Genomic DNA, 26,228 nt, shown 5'->3' on the forward strand with positions numbered 1-26,228 from the left:
TAACCACTCCTTATAAGTATTTGTTTGCTATTGATCCGATATCTAAATCTGTTGTACCTTCACCAACTGCAGAGAATTTCCAATCTGATCCGTTACGGTATAGCTCTCCAGGAATAAGAGATGTTTTACCGGCATAGCTTTCACTTAAATTATAATGAACTAATTCTTCTTTTGTGCCATTATCAACTAGACGGATAAATGCATTTTGAATTAGTCCGAAATCTTGTTTTCTTTGTTTTGCTTGATAAATGTTTACTACAAACACCAATCTATGTACAGATGGCGAAATAGCACTCAGATTCACGTTGATCACTTCGTCGTCTCCATCGCCGTCTCCAGTTAAATTATCTCCAGAATGGACAACGCTTCCATCTTGACTTGTTTTATTTCCAAAATAAATAACGTGCTGCTTAGATACTAATTTGCCCTTTTCATCTAATAAAAGTACTGATGCGTCACAATCGATAGCTGCTCCGCCACCACTGCCTCCACCTAGTAATCCACCTAAAAAACCACCGCTTTTTTTCTTTTCCACAGGGTCCCATCCTAGTCCTACCATAACACTTGAAAGGGAAGATCTACCCTTAGTTAAATCAATTTTTTGACCCTTAACTAAATTAATGCCCATTCTTTTACCTCCAAATTTTAGTCATACCATTTATACGAGGATACGATGCAATAAGTTTCATAAAAAACAACGCATTCTTATGCAAAGGATATTATAATTTTATCAGAATTTTTCAGCTTTTGCTATTAAGTTGAATAGCAAACACCTAGTGAATATTTTCAGGTTGGTGCATAATAAAAATCGAAGTAAAGAAATATGTTTCTTATAACATATTTCTCCGCTTCGAAAATAATTAGTTTTTATTTAAAAATTCTACTAAGTCTTGATGATTCTCTGGTGTAACTCCATGACCATCATTATAAGATTTAAAAGTTACTTTTGCTCCCATTGCTTCAAAATAGTCATTACTTTCAATCCCCCACTGTGAAGGAATCACATAGTCATAATTGCCATGTGAGATAAAGATGGATAAATGATTAACGTCTCGCTTGCTATATTCTGTTTTTACAAACTCAGGTATATATCCACTTAAAGCAACTACTTTACTAATTTTATTTCCCATTGTCAGCGCCACCGTTTGGGCAAGGATAGCACCTTGACTAAACCCTAGTATCGTAATGTTATCAGGATTTAAGTTGTACTCGACAATTGCCTCTCGAATGAATGCCTGAATATGCGTCACGATTTTGTCGAATATATCTCTAATTGGTTTTCCGATTTCTTCAATTTCGAAAAATGAATAGCCAGGTTTCTGTACTATTGGCCCACGTAAACTAAAAATATGATGGGTGTTCTCGAAATCTCTCACTAGCTGAAGTAGATCTGCTTCATTACTGCCCATACCATGTAGTAAAAATATAGCAGGTTGTTTTTTTGAAGTGTTGATGGGTGCTGTATGGTTAAATGTAAAAGGAGATTTCATGTATCGTACTTCCTTTCAATTAAAGTATATCTATTTTATCATAAGTATTGATGGTAGCTTGTTGTGAAAGCTTTAGCTGATTTTTCTTGCCGTACAAATTAACAATAATGACGCTAGCGATTGCCACGAATCCTCCTACAATAGAAAGAGCTGTAGGGAGTTCCTGCAACCAAATCCACGTCACGATAATCGCAACGACCGGTTCTAAATACAGGGAATTGGAAACAGAGCTTGCTTCACTATAGGACAATGCCATAGCCCAAGTTAAATACGCGATTGCAGTTGGGAATACTCCTATATAAACTGCAGATAAATTAGCCTCTATCGTCGCGTGCTGAATTTCTTCGAACAGTCCAGGTGCAAAGAACAAAAAAGGTATAGTACCTACCCAGGTAAAATAAGCCGTCAATTCAATGGCACTATACTTTTTGTACAAAGGCTTCTGGTAAACGAAAAAGATTGCGGTTGAAAAAGCTGCAATCAGAACTAAAAATACGCCTGGCGAAATACCAAAAGTGCTTCCGCCTGTCCCTATAGCTATTAAAATAATACCGACAAATCCAAAAGCTAATCCGAACCAACCGATTTTACCAAGTCGTTCCTTCAATACAATAATAGCGATAATAGTCGTGAAGATAGGCGCTGAACCAATCAGCATACCAGCCGTTCCGGCTGATATCGACAGTTGTCCAAACGTGATGCAAAGATGGTATATATTAATCCCGATAAAACCGAGAATTACAATTTTAAATATATCTTCCTTTTGAGGTAACTGAAATTTGACTCCAGGCCAAATTGCGATAACAAGAAATATAATAGAAGCAATCAGAAATCTAACTAATATTAAATGCCCTGCAGAATAGCCACCCTGTAAACTTGCGCTAATCGCTGCAAAAGAGGAACCCCAAATAGCGACGGTGAATAATGCAAGTGTTAATGCTTTTGTATTCATTTTCTTCCACCAAACTTTCTAACAGTAATAATTATTGTTAATGCAAACAACTAATCGTACAACAAATTCCTATATCCCACAAGTAGAGGGAGATAGGGGTTTGAGTATCCTATACGCAAGTGTTTGGTGTTAGAAAGTAAGTAGTCAATTGTTAAGTATGATAAGCAATATTTAGCCGTGTGATAATGAAAAAGAGTAGAGTACCGCAAAATTAATCACGGTTCTCTACTCCTTGGGATTACTGGCAATTTGAGTTGTTTAATTTGACGATAATATTATTTACCTTGAAAGTTAATCGCGGCAATACCCAACGTTTTGGCAGCTATTAGCATTGCGCGTTCATCAAAATCGAACATAGGACTATGGTGAGGGAATACATCCCCTTCAGGCATAGCACCGGTAAAGAAGAACGTACCAGGGATTTCTTCTAAATAATAACCAAAATCCTCCCCGATCATCAATAATTCGGATTCATTGACTTTATTAACTCCTGGAACAGCTCTAGCAATGTCTGCAATATACTCTGTCTCCTCTTTATGATTAATTACTGGGGGATAGCCTCTTTCGTATAGGAAAGAATAAGAACAATCCGCTGTATAGCATGTGCCTTCTATAACGCGTTTTAGTTCATTTTCCATCAAATCTCTAACATCTGGTTTGAATGTTCGAACGGTACCAGTCATTTTCACAGTGTCCGCAATAATGTTAAAGGCGTTATCCGCTATAAAAGAACCGACAGAAAGTACTGCAGATTCAGTAGGGTTTACACGTCTTGCCACTAATTGCTGCAAGTTTACAACTAATTGAGAAGCTATTACAATTGAATCTTTTGTGTCATGTGGATTTGCCCCGTGTCCACCTTTACCTTGGACTGTGATAGAAAAACGATCTGCTGCAGCCATAATGGGTCCGCTCTTATATTCGATAGTGCCTAAAGGAGTTTGGGACCATAAATGTGTACCGAAAATTACATCTACTCCATCTAGACAACCAGCCTCAATCATCGGTTTAGCACCACCGGGAGCATATTCTTCTGCATGCTGATGGATAAATACATATTCACCTGCTAGTTGGTCTTTGAATTCATTGATTGTACGGGCAAGTATGAGTAATGCGGCAGTATGTCCATCATGACCACATGCATGCATAACTCCTGGAAAAGTCGATTTGTAGGGAACGTCTTTTTCGTCTTGGATTGGGAGAGCGTCAAAGTCTGCTCGAAGCGCAACGGTTTTACCTGGAAATGCACCTTTTATTCGAGCGACTACCCCATTACCGCCAACGTTAGCTTGGAAAGGTATTTCTAAATGTGTATAGAAATTTTGTATATATTTTGCTGTTTCGGTTTCCTGAAATGATACTTCGGGATGCATATGTAAATAGCGTCGGATGCTGACCATTTCATCGTATGATGCCTCAAGCTGCTTTATAATATCCATACTCATTTTTGATAATCTCCCCTTATCATTTTAATTAAATAAATTATATCAGAGATTGATTCCATTTTTATGAACTTACGCATATTTCACTTGAAATAGACCAAGCTATTTGTATAGCAAATCATAAGGAGGAAAGGTAAATGAATAAACTACTGAAAATAGTATTTATGATGCTTCTAATCGGTATATTGACCGCTTGCGGAAATAATAATAACGATGAGGCAAAAGACAATGGTACGGATAATGCAACAGAAAACACGGACACTGCAGATGAAGGTGCTAATGGAACAGATGCAGGTACTACTAATGATGATGCTACAAATGGTGGTACAGGTGATGAAGGTACTACAAACAACACAGAGGACCAAAATGTAGAAGTAGCGGATGAAGTAGCCGATGTAATAACAGAGTTAGAGGAAGTAGAGTCAGCAAGTGTATTAGTTACTGATAATAATGCATACGTAGCAGTAGAGCTAAGTGAAGGTACGGAAGAAACGGAAGAAATAAAAACTAAAATTTCCGATGCAGCAAAAGCAGAAAATGCTGATTTCAACAATGTATATGTTTCTGCAAACCCTGATTTTAGCCAACAGTTTAGAGACTACGGTGACAGAATTAGAGCAGATGAGCCAGTTGAAGGCTTTTTTGATGAATTTACAGATACAGTAGAAAGAGTATTTCCCGACCAAGCCCAGTAAATATGAATGAAGAAAACCGATTCCACAAAGGAATCGGTTTTCTTAGTTAGAAAGGTATATAAAAATGTCTCGTGATCATAGGGTTCTTGATATATGATTTCCACTTCGGGCGGGACGCTTTCCTCGGGCTTGGTTTTGTTGAGAGCAACTATTTGTAATTCTACTTTACACATCCAGGTTGTGAATTAGTAAAATTATCCATTCCGCAAGTAAAGTGGAGTAGACCGCAAGTAAATGTAGTCTTAAAGCAAGTAAATCATCTACGACCGCAAGTAAGACACAGATGGAAGCGAGTAAAGAATGGGTGAGAGCAAGTAAAGGTAAATTAAGATCAAATCATTCATTAAGTTTAAGGATGTTTATGCTTCTTGAGTGCACATAATCAGTATTTCTAGTAACCTGATTGCAAAAAGGGTCTTCAACTAGTAAATAAGTATCCGACATAAAAATAGCTGGTATCTACCGTATAAAGTAGCGTTAGAGCTCCAGTAATTGTACCTTAGGGGCTTCTTTTATGAATGAATAAAAATGCATCTATTATCAATTATCCCCAAAAAAGAGAGCAAATAAATGTCATAAAATTACCGAGAAAAGAGAGAATGGTCGTGACCTAAGCCACGACCAACCTCTCCAAAAAATCAATATATAGCAACAAGTTCCGAAGAAGCTCTCGGGGCAACGTTTAAAATAGGTTTTGAAACTTAAAGGGGGCTGGACATCTTTTAAGCCCGATTTTTCTTAAATATTACTTTAACCCAATGTTTGCTTTTACATCTACTTCCGCATATTTTCGTTGATCTGCACGGGCTCCTACTAGTGTGCCGATCCAACCACCTAAAAACCCAAGAGGAACCGAGACTAAGGCAGGGTTAGTAAGTGGGAAGAGAGCTTCCCCGGTGAAGGCCATGGAGCCGTCTGCAGCCCAAAGATTAGGGCTTAGGGCAACTAGAACAAGAGCAGAAATTAGACCAGTGATGATAGCAGTCAAGGCACCGGTTGTGTTAAAGTTTTTCCAATAAATCGTGTAAATGATTACCGGAAGGTTTGCACTTGCCGCTATACAAAATGCAAGGGAAACTAAGAATGCCACGTTCATTGTTTGTGCTCCAAGTGCTAACAAAATAGAGAATACAGAAACACCAACAGAAGCAAGGCGTGCGGCATTCATTTGTTCTTTTTCTGTTACTTTTCCTTTTTTGATAATTTGTCCATATAAGTCATGTGCGAAAGCGGATGCTCCTGATAAAACAAGACCTGCTACAACTGCTAAAATTGTAGCGAATGCAACAGCTGAGACAAATGACATTAGTATGTCGCCACCTAAAGCCTGTGCAAGTAGTGGAGCAGCCATATTTCCAGCAGGATTAGCAGCTATAATTGCATCAGAACCAACAAAAGCAGCAGCGCCAAAACCTAAGAAAATAGTTAATACATAGAAGATTCCTACAATCCAAGTAGCGTAAACAACAGAGCTACGTGCAGTTTTTGCATCTTTTACAGTAAAGAATCGCATCAATATATGTGGTAAACCAGCAGTTCCAAGTACTAATGCGATCATCATAGATATCGTATCTAAGCCATTTGTATATTTCACACCAGGATGTAAGTATGCTTCACCATTAGCGGTTACAGATTTCATTTCTGTAAACATTCCTAATATATTAAAATTGAATTTCCACAATACTAAAATAGAAATAAGTACAGTCCCTATCATCAACAAAGCAGCCTTTATAATTTGTACCCAGCTAGTTGCAGCCATTCCGCCCCAAAGTACATAAATAGTCATCATAACACCGACTAAAAGAACGGCTATCCAGTAGTCGATCCCTAATAATAATTGAATAAGTGCGCCTGCACCTACTAGCTGTGCAATCATATAAAATAAAACAATTGTTAACGTACTTATTGCAGCAGCTGCGCGAATTTTCTTTTGATCAAATCGGGCAGTAATCATGTCAGCGAGTGTATATTTCCCGAGATTTCGTAATGGTTCAGCTACAATATATAACACAACCAAGTAAGCGACTAAATAACCAATGCTATAAAAGAAACCGTCAAAACCAAAAAGTGCTATTGCTCCAGCGATACCTAGGAAAGAAGCGGCAGATAAGTAATCTCCGGCAATCGCGATCCCATTTTGCCAACCAGATAATCCTCCGCCCGCAGTATAGAATTCACTAGCTGAGTTTGTCCGTTTGGAGGCAATGTATGTAACGAATAAAGTTAGTCCTACAATTGCTACAAAAAAAGATAATCCTATTGCATTCATTCATAATCACCAGCCTTTTCTTTGTCAAAAATCTTCTCAGCATCTTTATCAAATTCATTAGCTTTGCGTACATAAATCATGCATAACACCCAGGTCATCACAAAAAGTGCAAAGGCATAAATCCAAACCCAAGCAATATCACCAAAAGCATTATTATTTAAAATAGTCGTATAAGAAGTCAAAATAGGTAGCAAAATATAACTTAGTAAGAAAAATATTGTTATAGGTAAAATAAATTTATTCTTTTTCTTTTTTAATGCTTTGAATTCTTCACTCTCTGCTATTGCAGAATAATTTGTCATACCAACAGTTGGAGAAGATCTGAGATTAGAACTTTTTGACGAATTCTGTTTCCTTTTTTCTAGGGAACTTACTGAGTTAACAGAGCTTTCGATATTATTAGCCATTCTTGTTCCTCCTAAAATATATTCAGTATTTAGAATTTTCAGCCAAAAACTGTAATTCTATCATAATAAACATTAAAAGAGATAACAATAAAAATTCACAAAAAATACATAAATATACCTAAAGAAACTATTGAAATGATATTTAAGTAGTGCTTTTTAGAATTTAGATAAGTTGGATTATGCAATTTCTAAGGTAAAAATGATAACATAGACAAGTTGGACAAATTACATAATCACTACAATAAAGAAGGAGGGTTGTTCATGAGCCAATCAGCAACCTTAGTTAAAACGATGCGCTGCAATTTAATGATTACAAATAAGGCACGCAAAGGAATTCAGGAATGGTCAACTGATGAACATGCCTTTTTTAACATACAAAATTCTTTTGAGGTATATATTGAAAAGCGCCCAGTAAATAATCATGGAAATACATCAATTTCCATATATTTTGATAATGTAACGAATGTTAAGTTAGCGGAAAAAGTAGATAGTCGAGTAGTCGTGATGGAGTGCATCCTGCAAAAGGATGGTTTACTCGCAACGGGTTTACATGTTAGAGGTCCTAAAGTTCCTGTACGTACTAATCGTCGTCTTGCGGTTGATTTGGATTTTGTTACTACTAGAAATAATGGAGCAGGAATGCCACTTGTGTTGCACACCAAAATTCAAGATCTTCCTGTTGCAGAAGAGCGTTCAGAATATGTGAAAAAACGGATTTCTAGCTGGGAAGGTTACTTGAAGATTCAAGAACGTAATGCCGATATTGCAGATATAACAAGTCCTTATTCAAAACTTGCTTTCAATGCGGATTTTAGTCGTATGACATTGCATGGCTGCACGATGAATACCAACGAATGGAAAAACCTAAGAGGTCTCAGTGTGACGTTAAAGGGATTTCAAAATGACGTAGGCGATATTTTGAAAGCAGATCGCGCAAAACAAACAATTGAAGTAGAGATTAAACCAAAGTTTAGAGAATTAGCAAGGAAAAATCAGTGGAATCCCAAGTCGAAAGAGGTAGTTTTTAGTAATTTCGCATCCCTAAGCCAAATTAGACGACTTCGAAAGGGTTTTGAAGATTTACAAAATGGACTCGCAGCCAATCCAAATCTGGAAAAGATCTTATTTGAAGATCGACCAACCATTCGCGTGAATGCAAAACGTCGAGAATTAGAATTCCATAACCAGCTAAACGAATTTCAACAAGAAGCGGTTGTTGGTGCCATGTCGGCTGAAGATTTATATGTAATTCAAGGCCCACCAGGAACTGGGAAAACAACGGTGATTTCTGAAATATGTCAGCAAAATGCGAAGGCAGGCTTACGTACACTTGTAGCATCCCAGTCTAACTTAGCAGTAGACAATGCCCTTAGTAGATTACTTTCAAACAAAGAAATTCGTATTTTACGATTTGGTAGAACAGAAAGTATTGAAGAGGAAGGCAAAAGGTTTATTGAAGAAAATGTGGGGCTGTACTGGAAAGAGCAAACGTTAATTTCTTTAAAGAAAGAATTAGACGAGCATTCTTTAAGGGAAGGTCAGCTTCTTGAACAAATAGCTGGATGTGAGCGTCAAATTGAAGAACTTAGTAAAGAACAAATATTAATAAAAAAAGCTATTGAACAAAAAGCGGAAGCAAAAGTGGAACACGAAGTTAGATTAGAAGAAATTAAACAGTTAAAAAAGCAAATAGTTTTATTAAAAAAAGATCGTGAGGAGCTGGAAGTAAGTCTTTACGACGTACGAGTGAAGTCGGAAGCTTTAGCTCATGAATTAGAAACAATGGATCGATTTATCCAAGCTAATCCGACAAGGGAAGAGCTAAACTCAGATATAGATCAATTTATGGTAAAGATAAAGGATATACAAAATTATATACTATATAAAGAAACTATAGATTCCCTGCAGCAAACAGAAAAAAATGTGGAGACATATAGAGAAAAATATCAAGAGGTACTGGTCAAGCTAAATCATTTAGAAATGTTAAGGACTGATATTGATTCTATTCGCAAGGTTGATCAACTGAAAAGTAAAATGAGTGAATATGAAATAGAATGTTCTTCTCAGTTGCAGCTTCAGATGACTGAATTGGACGAGCTAATTGGTAAAATATTAGCTTTCACTGATTGGCAAGAGCTAAACTCTCGCTTATTCGCGGCAATAGATTATGTAGAAAAGCTTCTTCAGAAATATAAGTTTCCTTTTGAAAATGTTAAAAATAATATGGGGAGAAGTGGCATTCTATTTGATTCTGAATACACAGTGAAAGAAATTCATCAGTTTATGAATCGGATGAAACATATAATGACAGGTGATGATGAACTTACTACCGAAAAGTTAGCTATTTTACTTGAAGGATTATATGTAAGAGAAAAATTTGTTATAAAACAGAAATCGACCGTTCAAATGGCAAAAAATAGTTCCATAACTAAATTTCAATCGATTAAGTCTCAGGTCCTCAGTGATACCAATAGAGAGATGATATCACTGCAACATCTGAAAACTGAATTAGCTAATAAGGCTATAAATGAAAAGAATCAATTAGACTTTCTACAAAAAACAGTGAAGCAGCTAGAGACAGAAATTGATACAACCAAACTACTTTCTACCTCAGCAGAACTAAAAGACAAGAAATTGGAGATGGAAAGCTCTATTGTAGCATTGAAAAAAACAGAAGAAACCGTAACAAGCTATATGGAACAACTGGAAATGAAAAAGAGTCATCTTCAAAAGGTAACCAAGGAAATAGAAGAGAAAGAAGCAGTTCTCCAAGACAATGAACTAAAAACTAAACAAGTGAATGCAGATGGTTTAGAGCAAGAGCGCATACTAAAAGCGTTAGATGAAATATTGCTTCAAAATCCAGAGCAAGCACTCGAAAATACAGTGGAAGCGATAAAAGGAACTAAAGGGGAAATGGTAAAACTTCAACTAGAGAAGGATCATCTTCCGATCACCCAAGCAGTTCAAAATGAGTGGTACTTATTATTGAAAGAAGCAAATGACCACGATTTAGATGAAATTCGTAAGCTATATGTTCGACATGCCAACGTAATTGGAACAACATGTGTTGCATCAGCTCGTAAAGAGTTTATGGAAAACTATCCTGTTTTCGATGTAGTTATAATTGATGAGGTTTCTAAAGCAACACCACCTGAGTTGCTTCTGCCAATGTTAAAAGGTAAGAAGATTATCTTAGTAGGTGACCATCATCAGCTTCCTCCACTAGTCGGTGAGGACACACTAGATGAAACACTTCAGGCAATACTAGAAGAAAGTGATAATCTAGAAGAAAAAGACGAATTGAAAAAGCTTTTGAAGGAATCATTATTCGAACGTTTATTCAAAAATTTACCAAAGACGAGCAAGACGATGTTAGCAATTCAATATAGAATGCATGAAAGTATAATGGAGACTATCACTCCATTTTATGAGGAAGAAAATTATCGACTACAATGCGGGTTGTCCGATTCAGATACTGCTCGTGATCATCTACTTGAGTCCAGATATGTGAAAAGAAAAGACCATTTGCTATGGCTAGATATGCCAAGCGAAAAACCATATTTTGAAGAACGTATGAAGGATGGCAAAAGTAGATTCAACCAAGCAGAGTTAGATGCTATCCGTGATGTACTAATCGATTTGAATGAAGCTACAGCTAATGCAAAAAAAGAAGGAAGAATGGATCCAGATGAACTTAAAAGTATTGGGGTCATTAGTTTTTATGGAGAACAGGTTAAACGAATTGACCGTCTTATCCAACAACAAGCTAACTTATCACATTTGACCTTCAGAACTGGAACTGTAGACAAGTTTCAGGGGATGGAAATGGATGTCATTCTCTTAAGTATGGTAAGAAACAATCAAGAAAAGAGTGGAGATATTGGATTTGCAAATGATTATCGCCGCTTAAACGTTGCATTATCACGAGCAAGAGAGCTACTTATCTTAGTAGGGAGCTCCCATATGTTCACAAAACGAGCAAAGCAAAGAACCTCTAGAGAAATGTATGAACGCTTGCTTCAAATTGTAAAAGGTAATAACGGACTGATTAACTTTCAGAAAGACGGTAAGAAATAACGTTTTTAGCTATAGGAGTATATTAAAATGATTGATTTAGAAAAACGTCTAAAAAAAGAATTACAACAAAATGTACAAGCTAAAATAGTTTCGTCCACTGCATGGACGATTCCACTTCATACAATTGAAGTGGAATACAAACCTGTAAAGCGTATTAAAATGGATGTTCTCATGAAAATGATGTTGATAACATGCCAAAAAGCAGAATTAACAAGTGGTAAACAAATTAGTGAATTATTGCTTGTAGAGCAGCTATTTATGGAAGACTTGATCAATATTATGAAGAGAACTCGTTTAATCGAAATAAAAAACCAAATACTTACGCTGACCGAAAAAGGGTGCAATCAACTGGAAGAAGGAATATTTGAAGAAGAACTAGATGCCCGAAGTCAAAATTTACTTTATAGCCCAAGTCATAGTAGTTTTTTGCAAGGTGAAATAAAACCAGCACTGGACGGCGAGGAAACACTGAACCTATATCGTTATGCTTCTGAGGAAAAGGTGAGGTTAAAGTGGGAAGATGCGGTACTAATAGACGGCCTCCAAACAAATGGGTTGGAAACTGTGGATGGAGACCTTCAAACAGTAGTTTCTGAAATTGTATCCAGCTCTGAATTATATGTGGATGATGTTCCCTGCTTTGAGTTTATTTTGCACAATAAATCAGAGGATCTTCTATACGCCCGGGTATGGAATACATTTCTTGACCAATGGGATGAAACACTAGAAAATGAGTTGAATGAAAGAGAACGAGTTGTTTGGCGGGAGAAATATTTAAAAGAGTAAGAAAAGGTAATGGGTTGTCCTGTTGGAAGAATCTAATAATATCAAATATGAATATTAATCAAAGTCTGTTTCGCTTAGTTGCGAAATAGACTTTTTTTATTGGCTTTTCGATTTTCAAAAGGTGTAGCGATAATATCATTATTTTATCGATTTATAGGCAAAACGTTATGGATATTCGATCCAATTTAAAAATATAGAGTATGGAATTTAGGTAGATTAGTACTATTTTTTTGAGTGTTCTTCAAGTAAATTAGTAGTACGAAATAAAAGTTTGAAAAATCTATAAATTTGATGATTAGGAGACTAGGATATGAATATTAAGAAAAAATTAACCTTAGGATTCCTGGCGTTAATACTTATTTTAAGTCTTGTTGCGGGTATTGGGATTAGTTCAGTAATGGAAACGTTCAATAAAATGAACGATATAGTTAATGATGAATATAAAAAAATAGGTCTTATATCTGACATACGTTATGAATTCAATAATAAAGCAAAAGGAATTTCTTATCTCATATTAACTGAATCCGAAAGCGAAATAAAAAGTGAAATAAATAATATCCGTGTAGCAGGTGATAGAGGGAGGATGGCGATTGAGAAGCTTGAAAGTTTAGTCAATACAGAAGAGGGAGAAAAATTTTTATTAGAAATTAAGCAAAAACAAATAGATTTTACCGATTTTGTGGAACAGGAAATTACTTTGGTACAAGCTGGTAGCAAACAGGAAGCGTCTGAACTTGTTAGAACAGAAGGAAAGTTGATACAAGAGGAGTTCTTCAATTCATTGTTCAACCTTGTTAATTATTACGAAACTGACATGGATGCAGCACTTGTTAAAGCGGATTCTGACTACCAGAAAACCTCAATGATTTTAACTATTCTCGCTCTAATAGGAATTGTAGTTGGCATTATTATTTCTATCATTATTACGAGAGGTATTGTCAAAGGAATCAATCATATTTCAAGTGTTATGGGTGACTTTTCGTCAGGACAATCTAAGTTGTCTAGCCGTATAGATAATATAACCAATGATGAACTAGGACAACTGTCTATTTCGTTTAACACCATGGCAGATGCGCTCGAAAATCAAGTGAAAAAAGAACTTGAAATAAGTACTAGAAATGAAGAGCAAGCATGGATGATGAAAAACCTCGCTAATTTAACTACTTATCTCCAAAGCTCAAAAGACTTAATCTCATTTTCTCACACCTTTATGCAAGAAATTACTCCAATAGTTGGTGGTAAATATGGGGTCTTTTATTTAAATGAAGAAAATGATGGAGAGCCAGTATTTAGTCTGACTGGTACTTACGCATATAAGCAACTAGACGATAAAAATAGCACTATTAGGTTAGGGGAAGGTTTGATAGGTCAGAGTGCATTGTCTAAAGAGACGATCAGCCTTGTGGATATACCAACAAACTATACTCATATCGCTTCTGGAGTCGGGCAAGCTATTCCCAAGCAAATTCTCATCATACCGATAGTATTTGAGGACAAGGTTAGAGCTGTTTATGAAATTGCTTCCTTCCAAAAGTTTAGTAGTATTGAACGGAAGTTATTAGAAGAGCTGGCGGACTATTCTGGTATCATAATTGACAATATTGCAGGTCGACATAAAATGATGGAATTACTTCAGGAATCACAAACAATGACAGAAGAACTACAAACACAGTCGGAAGAGTTATCTACCCAACATGAGGAATTGAAGCGTTTCAATGAAGAATTGGAAACTCAGACAACAGCATTAATACAATCCGAACTTCTGCTTCAACAACAGGCAAGAGAATTAGAGCAATCTAATAGTGAACTAGAAGAAAAAGCAATCTTACTTGAAGAGCATAATCAAAAATACGAGGTAAAAAACAGGGAAGTAGAAAGAGCAAAGACTGAGTTAGAGGAGAAAGCAACACAATTAGAATTAACTTCTAAATATAAGTCAGAATTTTTAGCTAATATGTCCCATGAATTGAGGACACCTTTAAATAGTCTACTCATTTTATCGAAGTTATTGGCAGATAACAATTCTCGTAACTTATCTCCTAAACAAGTTGAATATGCGCATACGATAAACTCTGCTGGCTGCGATTTGTTAGATCTCATCAACGATATTCTAGATTTGTCTAAAATTGAATCAGGAAAGATAGATATTCATGTCAATGAAGTGAAAATCCAAGATATTACTGATTATGTTGAAAGAAACTTTAATGCTATTGCAAACGAAAAGGGTCTTACTTTTCACGTAGTAAAAGATGTACTAGAGGAGGAAATCCTTCACACGGATGAAAAAATACTTCAGCAAATACTAAAAAACCTAATCGCAAATGCTATTAAATTTACGGATAGTGGTAGCGTTACGCTGCAGGTATCGCATGTTGCAGACGATAGCTTAGATTTAAATATGGAAGAAGAAACAGATTATATTTCCTTTTCTGTAACAGATACAGGAATTGGAATCCCTAAAAATAAACAATCAATTATTTTTGAGGCTTTTCAACAAGCTGATGGAACTACTAGTAGGAAATACGGAGGAACTGGGCTTGGACTATCTATAAGTAGAGAGCATGCTTCTTTATTGAACGGGAAGATTGTTGTCGACAGCACTGAAGGAAGAGGGAGTACATTTAAGCTATTCATACCAACTGATTTGAATCAGAGAGTTGAGGTAGTTAAAAAGGAAGTAGCGAGTACTGTAGAAGAGGTCGCAGTTTACGATGACAGAGAACTTTCTGATGTAGGAAGTCAATTATTAATTGTCGAAGATAGTATTATCCAGAGAGAGAGTATAAAAGAGCTTATTTCTTCAAATTACTCTAATATTACGCTAACAGCTGTTACTTCGGGAAAAGAAACTTTAAATGCGTTACATGTAAAACATTATGACTGTATTATATTGGATCTTGGATTAGAGGATATGACGGGGATTCAATTACTAAAGCATATAAAAGAACATGACGAATGGATGAATACCCCAGTTATTATTTATACAGGGAAAGAATTGACGGTAAGAGAAGAAATGGAACTAAAGCATTTTACAGAGATAATAATTGTCAAGGGAATAAACTCATCTGAACGTCTGCTTAACGAAATTTCTCGATTCATTTCACAAGAGTATAGAGGTAATAGTAATATAAATGAATTTTTACTTAGACCGACTACTCCCGTTAATGCAAATAAACTGTTCTTTAGTGGTAAAAAAATCTTAATAGTGGATGATGATGTTCGGAATGTCTTTGCTCTATCTAGTATTTTAGAAGAATATGAGATGAGTGTGCTTTTTGCTGAAAACGGTCGGGAAGCTCTGAGTACATTAAGTATAAATACTGATATCGACCTAGTGTTGATGGATATTATGATGCCTGAAATGGATGGCTTCGAAGCCATAACAAAGATTCGAGAAATGGAACAATTCGAAGATCTACCAATCATAGCGTTAACCGCTAAAGCAATGCAAGAAGATCGAGAGAAGTGTATTTCAGTAGGAGCTTCCGACTATATTTCGAAGCCAATAGTCAACGATCAGCTTTTATCATTGATGAGAGTTTGGCTATACACATAAGGAGGTTAAGTAAATGAAGTCAAAGAGTGACTTACCTCAAGAGTGTTTAGAAAGTAACTCTAGGACAGAAAAAATAGAAATAACTTTACTTTTAGAAGGTATATTCCAACGTTATGGTCATGATTTTCGGGGTTACTCTTATCCTTCTATTAATAGAAGAATTAAATATCGTATGGAATTAGAAGGATTAACATCTATTTCTTATCTACAACAAAGGGTATTATACGAACCTGAGATGATGAGAAAACTACTCAAGGATTTTTCTATAAATGTCACTGAAATGTTCAGAGATCCAGAATTCTATTCTTCGTTTCGTAAACGTGTAGTTCCACTTTTGCATTCCTATCCATTTATAAGGATCTGGCATGCGGGCTGCTCCACGGGTGAAGAGGCATATTCAATGGCTATCCTTTTGTATGAAGAAGACCTTTATAAAAAAAGTAAGATTTATGCAACCGATATGAATATAGATGTGTTAGAAAAGGCAAAAAAGGGAATTTTTTCTTTTGAAAAAATGAAACAGTACACAAGCAATTATCAAAAAGCTGGGGGATTACATGCCTTTTCGGAATACTATACTGCTGACCAATACGGAGTTAAATTTAAACCTTTCTTAAGTGAAAATATTGTTTTTGCTAGGCATAATCTTGCAACAGATAGTTCCTTTAATGAATTTAACGTAATTATATGTAGGAACGTATTAATCTATTTTGATAAACAGCTACAAAATCAGGTCCATGGATTATTTCAAGAAAGTCTAAGTAGGTTCGGCATCCTAGGCTTAGGTAGCAAAGAATCTATAAGGTTTTCTCCTTATATGCCATGTTACGAGGAAATAGATGCAGAAAACAAACTATATAAAAAGATAAATTAATGAAAAAACTAAAGTGAGGATGTGCAATATGGAGAAGTACATCGAAAAAGTAAATGTGTTATTAGTAGATGATCGTCCAGAAAATTTGCTTGCTCTGGAAGCTGTATTAGGCGACCTAGATTACAATCTAATTAGAGCATATTCGGGAGAAGAGGCGCTAAAATGCTTATTAAAGGATGATTTTGCTGTAATTTTGTTAGATGTACAAATGCCTGGATTAAATGGTTTCGAGACAGCAAAAATTATTAAATCTAGACCGAAGACAAAGGATACTCCGATTATTTTTATTACAGCGATTAGTAAAGCCCCAGAAAATGTTTATACCGGGTATTCTGTTGGAGCGATAGATTATGTATTCAAACCATTTGAACCAGATGTCCTTAAATCTAAAATTGAAAGTTTTACTGCTATTCACCGAAACAAAAAAGGACTAGAAGAATATACGGAACTATTGCTTGAAAAAACACAGAGCTTAGAAAAAGCCAATCAAGACCTAATAGAAACTACGCTCAAATTAAAGAAGTCTGAGGCTTTGAATGGGATTATCAAAAATACCTCAATAGACGCGATGATTACATACAATGAATCATTTGAAATTTTAACAGTCAATCCCGCCACTAAGCAGATGTTTGGGTACGAAGAGGTAGATTTAATTGGGCAAAAGATTATGCAAATTGTTCCTGCAGCAACCTTGGCGATAGAATTTGGACATGAATTTGGAAAAAGATTAGAAGTTACGGGTGTTCGGAGTGATTCTAGTAACTTTCCTGTGGAGGTTCAATTAGGGAGTGCAACTATTGATAATCATAGTATATATGCATGTACTATTAGAGATATTAGTGAACTTAAAACTCAAATGAATGCTTTAGCTCATCAAGCTTTGCATGACTCACTCACTTCTCTTCCCAATCGCAATTTGTTATATGATCGATTGGAACAAGGAGTTAAAGCGGCGAAAAATGATCATAGCAATTTCTCTCTAATATTGATTGACTTGAATCACTTCAAAGTAATAAATGATACACTTGGTCATCACTTTGGAGATTTGTTACTTCAACAAGTTGGAAATAGACTGGTTGAAATTGTAAATGTAAAAGATACGGTAGCTCGTTTAGGCGGGGATGAATTTGCGCTTTATTTACCGACAGCAACGAAAGAACAGACGATAGATATAGCTAAGAAAGTAATACACACTATGGAACAACCTTTTATACTAGACGATCATGTTCTTTCTATTAGTTTGAGTCAAGGAATTGTCTTTTATCCAGACCATGGGGATAATGTGCAAACCCTAATGAAAAAAGCAGATATCTCGATGTATACCGCCAAGAAAAAGGATAGTGGCTACTGTATCTTTTCATCTGAACTAGACACGCATACAATAGAAGAGCTTAGTTTAGTAGGAAGTCTCAAAGAAGCAATAGAAAATGATAGGCTAGAGCTTCACTATCAACCACAGGTCGATATGAAAACAAAAAAAGTGACCGGTGTCGAAGTGCTATTGAGGTGGATTCATCCTACCTATGGATTTATACCGCCAGATCGGTTCATACCTATAGCAGAACAAAATGGCCTAATGAAAAAGCTGACAATCATGGTTCTTGAAAAAGCATTGCAGCAAAGTAAAAAGTGGTTAGAAGATGGATTAGAATTACAGATTTCGGTTAACCTATCCGCCTCAAATCTTCAAGATATGCAACTTTCAGATGACATACAAATTTTAATGAATAAATACAATATGAACCCTAAGACACTTACTTTGGAAATAACGGAAAGTTTTATTATGAGTAATCCAGCTAGAGCGAGAGGAATATTACAAAACTTATCCTCAATGGGTATAAACCTCTCAATAGATGACTTTGGTACAGGCTATTCTTCTTTAGCCTACTTAAAAAAGCTTCCAGTCAATGAAATAAAAGTGGATAAATCCTTTGTAATAGACATGTTAGATAGTAAAAGTGATGAAATAATTGTCAATACGGTTATCAATCTGGCCCATAACTTAGGACTTCAAGTAGTGGCGGAGGGTATAGAAAGTAAGGAAGTGTGGGATAATCTGCAAGCAATAAAGTGTGATACAGCACAAGGTTACTATTTAAGCAAACCTGTGCCTGCTGAATCTTTTTATTTATGGTATATGAATCATAATGGAGTATTTGCAACATAAGCTGCTACTGAATAAAGCAAAGCCTAAAAGCTTATTATGTACTGTAACAAAATTCGTTGATTCCAAGAAATAACAAAGTCTGCTTCAATTGAAGTCGACTTTGTTATTTTTGCGCATTGAAGTATTCCTCAATCGGTACAAACAGTCCAACTTTTCCATGCTCATCATGATCTAAAGTGGCAAATACAACACCGATTACTTCTCCTTTATCGTCTATAACAGGACTTCCACTATTTCCTCTATATACGGGAGCTTCCATCATCATGACTGGGACATCCCAATCACTTAATTGATGAAAATCAATTAATGATCCCTCATTCGCAATACTAGTAAATTTTAATGGATTTCCGATAAAGGTGATGTGATCGCCGAACTCATAAGATGGGTTTTCCGAAAGCTCTAAATAAGGTAAGTCCTTTTCATCCACTTGCAAAATTGCAAGATCAATATCTGGGTAAGTTTCTATAACATCTGCGGTAAAGCGTCCTGCTTCTGGAAAACCAACTATTACGTTGTCGTTGTCCTCCACTACGTGATTATTGGTAATAACCTTTCCTTCACTTGAAATAGAAAATCCAGTTCCTTTACTATCATCCGTTAAAACAACAACAACAGCCTCTTTATAATTAGAGATATCTTCCTGTGTTGATAACCTAGCGGAGGTCTTGATAAATTCAATGGCTGGAATGGAGTAAATTTGAAAAATCATCGCAAATGTATTGACGAATAAGGCAAAAGCAATTATCCAAAATATCCATCTTGGAAAAGGTCGCTTTAGTTTTGGTCTTGTTTTTTCTAACGCTTCTTTTTCAAGTGCCTCCCGTTGTGCTTCAAGAACTAGTAGCTGTAATTCTTCATCACTTATTTCTTCAAAATCATCGTCTGATTGTTTTTTATTCAGATCCACTTCATCACATCCCCCATCCAAGCGTTTCTGTATTATCTATTATACCTAATTTTAAAATGAAATCATTTCCATTGAAATGTTTGTGAGAAGGGTTTAATATATAAACATAAGCTGCATTGTACGTATGGATATTAAGTTTTAACCTTTAAGCTGTAACAGGGAGTTTTATATAGAGCTGGAATGACACGCCTTATTCTCTTTTAGACAATAAGGACATGCAGGATAGTTTCTGCGAACACCCACTTTGAGGAGTGGTGGTTTAAAACTTTCTAATGAATGTACGGCAAAGGCGGCTTACTTAAAAAGTCTATTATAGCAACATTTATAGAGCACCCTTGCCAGGAATGGTAAGGGTGTTTTTTGGAAATAATGTAGCGTAAACACTGAGCTCGTGGGACTATATTATAGGGATAGTATAGCTGATTTCCGTTTTAGGTGGACGCGTTCCGCAGGCTGAGCGATGAACCATCACCGTCCCTTCGGGTACGTTGTGTTGTTTCATCTGTCTCACTGATCCTGCTGGAGTCGCCATCTTCTACTAATGAGAGTGTAGTACTTCCTATAAGAGGTAGCATAGCTTATCGCTTAGATGATAAGATTGGTTGAATTTTAGAGACTCATAAATAATTTGTAATCGCTTTTGAATTAGAAATAAGTTTAGCCAATGATAGAGGCAGAAAGCAGACTTTCTATTATACTAGTGGAAATAAATGGGGATAATAAGTGTTTAAAACGATAGAAACAGTTTTGACCTTAAAGCACTTCCGTGGTGAATGACGATTTTTTTTTAAGATTCACTTTTACAATAGTAGGGTTTTCATTATTCATGACCTTAGCGAATTGGTTTTTGTATAAAAAAACAAGTAGGCTTTAACCCACTTGCGCTAACTATTTATTAATTGTTTGGAAACACTCCATTGTTTAGATGGAATTATATTTTGGTTTAACTGTTTCACAAACTTCAATGCTACATCTTTATCCGAAAAAGTTTTATCCAATTGGCTATTTGAAGATTTTAAAACCTCTGTTGCTCCATTTATATTTCGTGTGATAACGAACATGGTACAACTCCTAGTTACGACTTCAACAATTTTATTGCTGTATAATGATTATCTCATTAAAAGAACGTAAAGTATGCAATATATGGAATTTGTAATTCATTTGTAATGAAAATCATAGCTATGAAACATTTAAAGTTGTTGAATCGTGACAAGTGTTTAGTATTTAATTTTAGAAACATGTAATGCGTAAAGAGAAATTAATAGTTACCACGTAAGAGCGTTCCAATTGGAGCGTTTTTTTGTTTTTTATTAAACAGAGAAATAATGAGATGTGGAATGACATTGTGGGAGCTAGTAAGTGGATATTTGGAAAGATGCAATTAATAAAGACGTTCTGATACACCAATAAGAGACAAACGGCTAATAGATGGCCGTGATATTATAATTTGAAAGAAGGAGTAAGGAAATTAAAGGCGGTACCAAATGGAAAAGACGAGCGAGCGTCATTTCTTTTATTGTTGTTATCGGTGGAGCAATAGCAGTGTTTTGCAGTATTACGATTAACTAACGTTTATAAATATCAACTTCGTTAGCAAAACTATCCATTTTGGGAGACTTTATTTGGTTTTGTAGGATTGATAAGTTAATAACTCATGTCTAATAGATTTGGCTGAATATAATAACTATGTGGATGCATTTATGTTAGTTTTGCTTGCTGGGTGAGTAGTTGCAAATCCAACTACAAAGGGATTATCTGATAGTGAACAAGCATTAAATTATAATAAACCAAAGAAGAAATGAGGTGAGATTATGGTAGTATCAGTAGATATATTAATAGATCGGTCTGTCAATCGCATTGGAGCTGTTCATCCTTCATTGAAGGAATATACTATTGAATTAATTAAGCGTTGTTACAATGAAGGTATTAAAATCCAAATATCATCTGGATTCCGTTCAAACGAAGAACAAGCCTATATCTATGGTCAAGGTAGACCGAATTATATTTGGAATGGCAAAAAGTATGGTTCAAAAGGAAGTATCGTTTCGAACGCAATGCCGGGAACGTCCGTCCACAATTATGGGCTAGCTATCGATTATTTTTTAGTTAGTGATGATGGTAATAAATCATTGTGGACGGTCAACGATAAATGGAGGCGTGTTGCAGCTATCGCTAAATCAATGGGCTTTGAATGGGGTGGAGATTGGAAGAGTTTTGAAGATTATCCTCATTTGCAATACACCACAGGATTAACAATTGCTCAGTTGAGAGCTGGTCATAGACCTGTATTTTTACCGTTAAAAGCACTTGAGAGTGTTCCAGATGATAAAATTATGTGGGGTAAAACAGAGTTAGTAAAAGGTCAAATAGGTAAAGTAACTATCTTAAAGCGTATTAACCTGTGGCAAGATAACCCACATGAAAATGGACAACTTCAAATGGTTCGTGTACTGAACCCCGGTGAAGAATATCGAGTTTACCGATATCGAGAAGATCATGGTGGTCAATATAATGTTGGCAGCGGTATGTGGGTTACTAAGATGGACGGGTATATTAAGTATGAAACACCATCCAAAGCGATGTTAGCAAAATTAAATAGTAAATGATTTTAAAGCCCCGCTAATTAATTTAACGGGGCTTTTTTATTGAATAAAATTTAATGAATTGTTAGAATATTATCATTCCTAATTGGTGCATTAGAAAAATTATAAGGGTGCTTAGGTAATACTTTATTATTGTTGAACTAAAAAGGCTGTTTACTTTAAGAAGCTGCTGAGTGTTAAATGTATTAGGATTTAATATGTTGACATTGAGATTTCTTATATGATATTATTATCTCGAATTAGAGATATATTAATTAAAGGTAATATTGAAGGGAATTAAACGACTGAATTACTCGGAAATTGAACATCATGCAAAGAGGGTATGAATTTTTTCAACTAAATACCTCGAATTCAAGACTTAATTGTAAAGAAGGATTGTACTTGTATTAACGATTACAGGTAATTGTAAGGAGGTGAAAAAAGAAAGAATGGGTTTATTAAATAAATTATTTGGAACACAAGGACAACAACAAGAGGAGGAAAAAACAATGACAAAATCAAATATAGGCATTATTTTAGGATCAACACGTGAAGGACGCGTAAGTCCACAAGTAGGAGCATGGGTAAAAGAATTAGCGGATAAACGTGGGGATGCAAACTACACTATTATCGATATCGCAGAATATAAATTACCACTTTTAGGTGAAGCTGGCGGCGATGCATCAGGTGCAGCAGCGTGGTCAGAAATCATTTCTAAACAAGACGGATTCGTATTCATCGTTCAAGAATACAATCACTCTATAACCGGTGCACTAAAAAATGCATTAGATTACTTACGTGAAGAGTGGAACAACAAAGCAGCAGGTATCGTTTCTTATGGTTCTGTAGGTGGAGCGCGTGCAACAGAACATTTACGTGGTATTTTAAGTGAGTTATTAGTAGCGCATGTCCGTGTACACCCAGCATTATCCTTATTTACTGACTTCGAAAACGGTACAGATTTCAAACCAGCTGCAGTACAAGCAGATTCAGTGAACCAAATGTTAGACCAAGTCATTCCGTGGACAACTGCATTAAATACTATACGTAAATAATTTTAACTTAATGCATTTACGAAAGCTGCGCAGGAGCAGTAGGGTGCCGCATCCTGCGGCAATCCCTAACCGTTTAACATCCTGTTTTTTAAGGCCTTGAGCTTGATAAAAATTTGGAAGCAATACGCCTAGGTGTAAGTATTTAAATCTCTACAATTCACAAAATGTGCATTAGCACATGCACATTTTGTTTTTTTAATAAATAAATTTTGAGCAAAATACTATCAAGTAGATTGAAGGTTTTGTTCAGAATTTATAAAGAAAGGGAGGAACGATAATGAACAATATAGCAGGACATCATCATATTTCTATGATTACGAAAAAAGGACAACAAAACAATCAGTTTTACCAAAATGTCCTCGGACTTCGTAGAGTGAAAAAAACAGTCAATCAAGATGACCCGAGCATGTATCATCTGTTTTATGGAGATTTAACTGGAAGTGCTGGGACAGAACTATCCTTTTTTGAAATCCCAATGGTAGGAAGTACAAAGAGAGGGACGAACGCTATAACACAAATCGGGTTACTAGTGCCGTCGTATGACAGCTTACTATATTGGAAGAAAAGATTTGAAGTACTCGATGTGAAGCATGGGGAGCTTACTATGTATGCGGGACGTGATGCACTTCATTTTGAGGATTGCGAAGGCTTACGACTAGTCCTTTTAAATAATAGTGGCGATGAGGTACCAGCATTTTGGCGGTCTTGGGATGATTCAGTTGTTTTAGAGGAACATCGTATTCTTGGAATTGGTGCTGTAGAAATGACTGTGCAATCGCTTGATAGCCTAGCGAATACATTAGAAAACCTATTTGGGTATGTACTTGCTTCGCATATGGGAAACACAGCTATTTATCAATCTGTGAAAGGGCAGGCTTTTGGTGAAATTGTCATTGTGGAGCAAGACGGTCCTAAAGAAAAACCTGGAAAAGGCAGTGTACATCATATAGCTATCCGTGTAAAAGATGGCAAGGAGCTAAGAGAGTGGCACCAGCGTATTCGAGACTTTGGTTTTGAGGTGATGAAAATTAAAGACCGTTACTATTTTGAGAGTTTATATTTTAGAGAAGAAAACGGTATTTTATTTGAGTTGGCGACAGAAGGACCGGGCTTTACAGTGGACTCTACTATTGAATCACTAGGTAAAGAGTTAGACCTACCGCCATTTTTGGAAGTTAAGCGTGCGGAAATCGAGGAGAAATTAGAACCGATTGAGTGAAGGTAGGGGAAATAGACATCTGCAAGTAACTTTTTAAAAGAAGTGAAAATGACAGAAAGTGATTTAAAACCAATTTGTGAAGATTTAAAGCTTACAGATGGTTACCATAGCCAGTCGATGAATTTGTGAAATTTATCAAATAGGAGGAAATAATGATGAAAAAACATACTGCGGGAATTCACCATATTACAGCTATCGTTGGTCATCCACAAGAAAATATTGATTTTTATGCAGGGGTATTAGGTTTACGTTTAGTCAAACAAACTGTGAATTTCGATGATCCAGGAACATATCACTTGTACTTTGGAGATGGTGGAGGGAAACCTGGTACAATTATTACTTTTTTCCCTTGGGTAAATGCTTATCAGGGACAAATTGGAGACGGTCAAGTTGGAGTTACAACATATGTAGTACCTACAGGATCATTTAACTTTTGGGTAAACCGTTTGGCAACGAATGCAATTCCGTTTAAAAAAGCAGAGCGTTTTGGAGAACGAGTGATTCAGTTTGATGATCCGCATGGCTTACATCTAGAACTTGTCGAACGTGCAGAAGGTGAACAAAATAACTGGAAGTTTGGTGGAGTAACACCAGAAGTTGCGATTAAAGGCTTTGGTGGTGCAACACTTTACTCAAGCAGACCTGAAGAAACGGCTAAAACATTAACTGATGTAATGGGGCTTGAATTAGTTGGAACTGAAGGTGATTATACACGCTTTAAAGCTTCAGCAGATATCGGCAACATTATAGATTTAAAAATGGTAACAGGTGTAAGCGGCTCGATGGGTGTTGGTACCGTTCATCATATCGCATGGCGTGCACAAGATGATGTTGATCATGTTGAATGGCAACAACATACCATGAATAGTGGTCAACATGTAACAGAGTTAAAGGATCGTAACTATTTTAACGCATTGTATTTCCGTGAATCCGGAGAGATTTTGTTTGAAATTGCAACAGATCCTCCAGGATTTGCACATGATGAATCGCTGGAAACGATGGGGACTCAATTGATGTTACCAGCACAATTTGAGCAACACCGTGAACGATTAGTAAGCTCGCTTATTCCAATTCAAGTGCGTCCAATCGACTAAGGAAGGGGAAGAAGAAAATGATTTCTATTGACCCAAAACAAAATAATGAGAGAGATAACTATAAACTTTTAATTGGTTCTATTATTCCTAGACCCATTGCTTTTGTTACAACACAGTCTGAAGATGAGATTGTTAATGGGGCCCCGTTTAGCTATTTCAATATTGTTTCATCCAATCCGCCAATGGTGTCACTTGCTATCCAAAGGCCAGGAGGAAGAGTGAAAGATACTGCTCGCAATATTTATGGCAACCAACAATTTGTAGTCCATATTGTGGATGATGAGAATGTAGCTAAAATTAATGAAACAGCAGCATCATTACCGGCAGCGGAAAGTGAAATCGAATTGGCGAACCTAACGCTCGTACCGAGTGAATATATTTCTGTACCAGGTGTAAAGGAAGCGAAAGTACGAATGGAATGTAGACTAATACATGCAATTCCTTTAGGAGGTGAAGAGCCAGGAAGTGATTTATTCATTGGAGAAGTAGTTCGATTTCATATAGATGAAGCAATTTATGAAAATGGGAGAATTGATCCAAAGGGTTTAAATGCTATCAGCCGCCTAGCTGGCTCTAGTTATGCAACCATTGGTGATATTTTTTCCATTGAAAGACCTAAATAGTGAGTTTAATTACAGGTTGTTACAGCACTC

Annotated in this window: 19 protein-coding genes, 1 other RNA gene and 1 pseudogene; 13 read left to right on the top strand and 8 right to left on the bottom strand. The window is 36.0% G+C overall.

The features are described 5' to 3' along the window. Positions 1-10 precede the first annotated feature (10 nt). The 4 genes from ACQCPR_RS02180 to ACQCPR_RS02195 all read right to left on the bottom strand — a co-directional run bounded on the left by ACQCPR_RS02180 (position 11) and on the right by ACQCPR_RS02195 (position 3,887). Entirely contained in the window at positions 11-628 is a 618-nt protein-coding gene (locus tag ACQCPR_RS02180) for a TerD family protein (RefSeq protein ID WP_090564943.1), read from the bottom strand. Positions 629-860: 232 nt separating this feature from the next. Beyond that, positions 861-1,490 carry an alpha/beta hydrolase gene (locus tag ACQCPR_RS02185; RefSeq protein ID WP_427138040.1) on the bottom strand — a complete coding sequence of 210 codons (630 nt, stop codon included), beginning with the start codon at positions 1,488-1,490 and terminating at the stop codon, positions 861-863. 19 nt (positions 1,491-1,509) lie between these two features. After that, the gene (locus ACQCPR_RS02190) at positions 1,510-2,442 is read right to left on the bottom strand and encodes a DMT family transporter (protein ID WP_090564939.1); all 933 of its coding nucleotides are present in this window, start codon (positions 2,440-2,442) and stop codon (positions 1,510-1,512) included. Between the two features lie 275 nt (positions 2,443-2,717). Beyond that, positions 2,718-3,887 (bottom strand): M20 family metallopeptidase, encoded by a 1,170-nt coding sequence (locus ACQCPR_RS02195; RefSeq protein WP_427138041.1) that lies wholly within the window; start codon positions 3,885-3,887, stop codon positions 2,718-2,720. A gap of 134 nt (positions 3,888-4,021) precedes the next feature. On the opposite strand from ACQCPR_RS02195, the gene ACQCPR_RS02200 reads away from it, so the two are divergent. Further along, positions 4,022-4,579, top strand: coding sequence for a YhcN/YlaJ family sporulation lipoprotein (locus ACQCPR_RS02200; RefSeq protein WP_427138042.1), 558 nt, complete (start codon positions 4,022-4,024; stop codon positions 4,577-4,579). A gap of 745 nt (positions 4,580-5,324) precedes the next feature. Here the strand turns inward: ACQCPR_RS02200 and ACQCPR_RS02205 are convergent. Next, the gene (locus ACQCPR_RS02205; protein ID WP_090564934.1) at positions 5,325-6,848 is read right to left on the bottom strand and encodes a solute symporter family protein; all 1,524 of its coding nucleotides are present in this window, start codon (positions 6,846-6,848) and stop codon (positions 5,325-5,327) included. Beyond that, positions 6,845-7,255, bottom strand: a complete 411-nt coding sequence (locus ACQCPR_RS02210) for a DUF485 domain-containing protein (RefSeq protein ID WP_427138043.1) — start codon at positions 7,253-7,255, stop codon at positions 6,845-6,847. The genes ACQCPR_RS02205 and ACQCPR_RS02210 overlap by 4 nt, the downstream gene beginning before the upstream one ends. Positions 7,256-7,516: 261 nt before the next feature. Here ACQCPR_RS02210 and ACQCPR_RS02215 point away from each other — a divergent pair, with 261 nt between their 5' ends. The 5 genes from ACQCPR_RS02215 to ACQCPR_RS02235 all read left to right on the top strand — a co-directional run bounded on the left by ACQCPR_RS02215 (position 7,517) and on the right by ACQCPR_RS02235 (position 18,718). Then, entirely contained in the window at positions 7,517-11,335 is a 3,819-nt protein-coding gene (locus ACQCPR_RS02215) for a DEAD/DEAH box helicase (protein ID WP_427138044.1), read from the top strand. Positions 11,336-11,362: 27 nt separating this feature from the next. Next, on the top strand, positions 11,363-12,121 hold the full coding sequence (locus ACQCPR_RS02220) for a hypothetical protein (RefSeq protein ID WP_090564930.1): 759 nt from the start codon (positions 11,363-11,365) through the stop codon (positions 12,119-12,121). Positions 12,122-12,431: 310 nt separating this feature from the next. Continuing rightward, complete coding sequence (locus ACQCPR_RS02225) at positions 12,432-15,677, top strand: response regulator (RefSeq protein ID WP_427138045.1); 3,246 nt, start codon at positions 12,432-12,434, stop codon at positions 15,675-15,677. 13 nt (positions 15,678-15,690) lie between these two features. Then, a complete protein-coding gene (locus ACQCPR_RS02230; protein ID WP_427138046.1) occupies positions 15,691-16,551 on the top strand; it encodes a CheR family methyltransferase in 861 nt (286 codons plus the stop codon). A 28-nt stretch (positions 16,552-16,579) separates the two neighbouring features. Continuing rightward, positions 16,580-18,718, top strand: a complete 2,139-nt coding sequence (locus ACQCPR_RS02235; protein WP_427138047.1) for a two-component system response regulator — start codon at positions 16,580-16,582, stop codon at positions 18,716-18,718. Positions 18,719-18,821: 103 nt separating this feature from the next. On the opposite strand, the gene ACQCPR_RS02240 is transcribed toward ACQCPR_RS02235, so the two are convergent. After that, positions 18,822-19,625, bottom strand: coding sequence for a S1C family serine protease (locus ACQCPR_RS02240; RefSeq protein WP_427138048.1), 804 nt, complete (start codon positions 19,623-19,625; stop codon positions 18,822-18,824). Positions 19,626-19,730: 105 nt separating this feature from the next. Between ACQCPR_RS02240 and ssrS the strand changes: the two genes are divergently transcribed. Beyond that, a non-coding RNA gene (gene ssrS, locus ACQCPR_RS02245) (6S RNA) lies at positions 19,731-19,925 on the top strand. Positions 19,926-20,509: 584 nt separating this feature from the next. Here ssrS and ACQCPR_RS02250 read toward each other — a convergent pair. Continuing rightward, positions 20,510-20,686 (bottom strand): hypothetical protein, encoded by a 177-nt coding sequence (locus ACQCPR_RS02250; protein WP_241597440.1) that lies wholly within the window; start codon positions 20,684-20,686, stop codon positions 20,510-20,512. A gap of 669 nt (positions 20,687-21,355) precedes the next feature. On the opposite strand from ACQCPR_RS02250, the pseudogene ACQCPR_RS02255 reads away from it, so the two are divergent. The 6 genes and pseudogenes from ACQCPR_RS02255 to ACQCPR_RS02280 all read left to right on the top strand — a co-directional run. After that, positions 21,356-21,427, top strand: a pseudogene (locus ACQCPR_RS02255) (phage holin); the annotation flags it as partial. 9 nt (positions 21,428-21,436) lie between these two features. Continuing rightward, positions 21,437-22,231, top strand: coding sequence for a M15 family metallopeptidase (locus tag ACQCPR_RS02260; protein WP_269922114.1), 795 nt, complete (start codon positions 21,437-21,439; stop codon positions 22,229-22,231). A 425-nt stretch (positions 22,232-22,656) separates the two neighbouring features. Then, entirely contained in the window at positions 22,657-23,262 is a 606-nt protein-coding gene (locus ACQCPR_RS02265; protein ID WP_090564920.1) for an NADPH-dependent FMN reductase, read from the top strand. A gap of 277 nt (positions 23,263-23,539) precedes the next feature. After that, positions 23,540-24,481, top strand: a complete 942-nt coding sequence (locus ACQCPR_RS02270; RefSeq protein WP_427138049.1) for a ring-cleaving dioxygenase — start codon at positions 23,540-23,542, stop codon at positions 24,479-24,481. A 155-nt stretch (positions 24,482-24,636) separates the two neighbouring features. Further along, positions 24,637-25,575, top strand: a complete 939-nt coding sequence (locus ACQCPR_RS02275) for a ring-cleaving dioxygenase (protein ID WP_090564917.1) — start codon at positions 24,637-24,639, stop codon at positions 25,573-25,575. A gap of 17 nt (positions 25,576-25,592) precedes the next feature. Next, complete coding sequence (locus ACQCPR_RS02280) at positions 25,593-26,198, top strand: flavin reductase family protein (RefSeq protein WP_427138050.1); 606 nt, start codon at positions 25,593-25,595, stop codon at positions 26,196-26,198. The last annotated feature ends 30 nt before the right edge of the window (positions 26,199-26,228 follow it).

The organism is Psychrobacillus psychrodurans (assembly GCF_050209195.1).
GTDB classification, from domain to species: domain Bacteria; phylum Bacillota; class Bacilli; order Bacillales_A; family Planococcaceae; genus Psychrobacillus; species Psychrobacillus psychrodurans.

What these genes read in the sequence shown, in the direction of transcription:
- ACQCPR_RS02180 (WP_090564943.1), bottom strand. Translation starts at nt 628, where the DNA reads ATGGGCATTAATTTAGTTAAGGGTCAAAAAATTGATTTAACTAAGGGT.
- ACQCPR_RS02185 (WP_427138040.1), bottom strand. Translation starts at nt 1,490, where the DNA reads ATGAAATCTCCTTTTACATTTAACCATACAGCACCCATCAACACTTCA.
- ACQCPR_RS02190 (WP_090564939.1), bottom strand. Translation starts at nt 2,442, where the DNA reads ATGAATACAAAAGCATTAACACTTGCATTATTCACCGTCGCTATTTGG.
- ACQCPR_RS02195 (WP_427138041.1), bottom strand. Translation starts at nt 3,887, where the DNA reads ATGAGTATGGATATTATAAAGCAGCTTGAGGCATCATACGATGAAATG.
- ACQCPR_RS02200 (WP_427138042.1), top strand. Translation starts at nt 4,022, where the DNA reads ATGAATAAACTACTGAAAATAGTATTTATGATGCTTCTAATCGGTATA.
- ACQCPR_RS02205 (WP_090564934.1), bottom strand. Translation starts at nt 6,848, where the DNA reads ATGAATGCAATAGGATTATCTTTTTTTGTAGCAATTGTAGGACTAACT.
- ACQCPR_RS02210 (WP_427138043.1), bottom strand. Translation starts at nt 7,255, where the DNA reads ATGGCTAATAATATCGAAAGCTCTGTTAACTCAGTAAGTTCCCTAGAA.
- ACQCPR_RS02215 (WP_427138044.1), top strand. Translation starts at nt 7,517, where the DNA reads ATGAGCCAATCAGCAACCTTAGTTAAAACGATGCGCTGCAATTTAATG.
- ACQCPR_RS02220 (WP_090564930.1), top strand. Translation starts at nt 11,363, where the DNA reads ATGATTGATTTAGAAAAACGTCTAAAAAAAGAATTACAACAAAATGTA.
- ACQCPR_RS02225 (WP_427138045.1), top strand. Translation starts at nt 12,432, where the DNA reads ATGAATATTAAGAAAAAATTAACCTTAGGATTCCTGGCGTTAATACTT.
- ACQCPR_RS02230 (WP_427138046.1), top strand. Translation starts at nt 15,691, where the DNA reads ATGAAGTCAAAGAGTGACTTACCTCAAGAGTGTTTAGAAAGTAACTCT.
- ACQCPR_RS02235 (WP_427138047.1), top strand. Translation starts at nt 16,580, where the DNA reads ATGGAGAAGTACATCGAAAAAGTAAATGTGTTATTAGTAGATGATCGT.
- ACQCPR_RS02250 (WP_241597440.1), bottom strand. Translation starts at nt 20,686, where the DNA reads ATGTTCGTTATCACACGAAATATAAATGGAGCAACAGAGGTTTTAAAA.
- ACQCPR_RS02260 (WP_269922114.1), top strand. Translation starts at nt 21,437, where the DNA reads ATGGTAGTATCAGTAGATATATTAATAGATCGGTCTGTCAATCGCATT.
- ACQCPR_RS02265 (WP_090564920.1), top strand. Translation starts at nt 22,657, where the DNA reads ATGGGTTTATTAAATAAATTATTTGGAACACAAGGACAACAACAAGAG.
- ACQCPR_RS02270 (WP_427138049.1), top strand. Translation starts at nt 23,540, where the DNA reads ATGAACAATATAGCAGGACATCATCATATTTCTATGATTACGAAAAAA.
- ACQCPR_RS02275 (WP_090564917.1), top strand. Translation starts at nt 24,637, where the DNA reads ATGAAAAAACATACTGCGGGAATTCACCATATTACAGCTATCGTTGGT.
- ACQCPR_RS02280 (WP_427138050.1), top strand. Translation starts at nt 25,593, where the DNA reads ATGATTTCTATTGACCCAAAACAAAATAATGAGAGAGATAACTATAAA.